The 1,655-nt window shown below is 52.9% G+C and carries 2 protein-coding genes; both read left to right on the forward strand.

Annotated features, from left to right (window positions below; genetic code table 11):
• Positions 1 to 119: 119 nt before the first annotated feature.
• On the forward strand, positions 120 to 785 hold the full coding sequence (locus HEQ34_RS14340; RefSeq protein ID WP_296201595.1) for a transposase: 666 nt from the start codon (positions 120 to 122) through the stop codon (positions 783 to 785).
• 206 nt (positions 786 to 991) lie between these two features.
• Positions 992 to 1,570, forward strand: a complete 579-nt coding sequence (locus HEQ34_RS14345) for an ankyrin repeat domain-containing protein (protein ID WP_296201596.1) — start codon at positions 992 to 994, stop codon at positions 1,568 to 1,570.
• Positions 1,571 to 1,655: the final 85 nt, after the last annotated feature.

The raw sequence follows: 1,655 nt of genomic DNA on the forward strand, positions 1-1,655 counted from the left end.
TGACCGCACCCGCAACGTGCTACATCACAACAATTACCCCTTGATCGCAGTGCGCCGTCCAGACATGACAGTGCACTAAATTATTGCGTACCGCGCATCCCGGCCCTAAGCCTATATCCATGGCTCGGCTCGCGCGCACAATTCTTCCCGGCATTCCGCACCACGTTACGCAGCGCGGCAACGGGCGGCAGCAGACGTTTTTCGAACCCGGCGATTATGCGCTTTACCGCGACCTGCTGCGCGACCATGCCGCCGCAAACGGCGTCGCGATATGGAGCTGGGTTCTGATGCCCAATCATGTCCACGCGATCCTGGTGCCGGAGGAACAGGACAGCCTGCGCGCCTGCCTGTCGCAGGTCCACCGCGCCTATGCCGGGCATATTCATGCGCGCGAGCGGCGCACGGGGCATTTCTGGCAAGGGCGTTTCGGCTGTGTCGCGATGGACGAGGCGCATTTAATGGCGGCCATACCTTATGTCGTGCTCAATCCGGTGCGGGCGCGGCTGGTAAAGCGTGCGGTTCAGTGGCGATGGTCCAGCGTACATGCCCATCTCGATCCGGATAAGGGCGACGGGATGACCGACTGTGCGCCCGTGCTCGAACGCGTACCCGATTTTGCCGCGTTTCTCGAGTCCGGCGAGGATGAAGCCGCGTCGTCGATCTTGCGACGCGCCGAAACCATTGGCCGACCACTTGGCAACACCGCATTTATGGAGCAGATTGAATCGCTAAGCGGACGCGATCTTCGCCCGAAAAAGCGAGGGCCTAAAAGGCGAGAGAATTGAGTGCACTGTCACCGTAATTCGACACACCAAGGCAAGGCAAATCTGACAAGCCTTTTCTTTCAAGGGTATCATGATATGATGTCTGCCTCCAGTTTGTCGACTAAGGTCTATGAAGCTGGAGAATGGATATATTCGGACGTTTATGTACGGAAATGATTAAGTGCTTCGTTATGGTTTTTTGCGTGCTTTTGGGAGGCTGTAGCTGGATGAACGAAGGCCGCGAAATGAAGATCTATGAGGAGCGGGTCACTCCGTTAATTTGGGCGATTGATCGGGGTGATATTGCTGAAGCGGGCGCTCTGCTCGAAGAAGGAGCTGATCCGAACCAGCCCGGCGAATATGGTTCTGTTCCGCTTTCAGTGGCAGCCAGAAAAGACGATCAGACTTTCATGAAAATCCTTCTAGAAAAGGGTGCTAATGTCAATGGTGATATAAATAATGGCGATGATTGGCCATTACTTTCAGCCGTATCGTATGCAATCCATAATGACGAGGATTGGGACAATTATTATTTTCTTATAAAGAGTGGGGCGAATATCAATTCGCTATATGGAACTGGCCCAAGGCCCAGTTCTATTGGCGGCAGTATGATTGGAATAGGCCGCTATAATAAAGCAGTTGAATTAGTCGAAATGGGTTATAATGTGAATTTGGAGAGTATGCTGGAAGTTGCTAGGAGGAGGCTGGTTAGTGACGACGAAGAGCCCTTTCGGCAGAGATTGATCAAAAAGCTGGAATATAAGGGTATCAAAGGGAGCACGCCAAAGGTCGACTCTACACCGTAATTTGGGGAAATTACGGTGATGTTGTGGACGGCGCACTGTTGAGTTGATTCGGGCTTTCCGAACCTTCAGGGTGTGATTGTCAAAT

The organism is Sphingorhabdus sp. (genome assembly GCF_023910635.1).
Lineage (GTDB): Bacteria > Pseudomonadota > Alphaproteobacteria > Sphingomonadales > Sphingomonadaceae > Sphingorhabdus_B.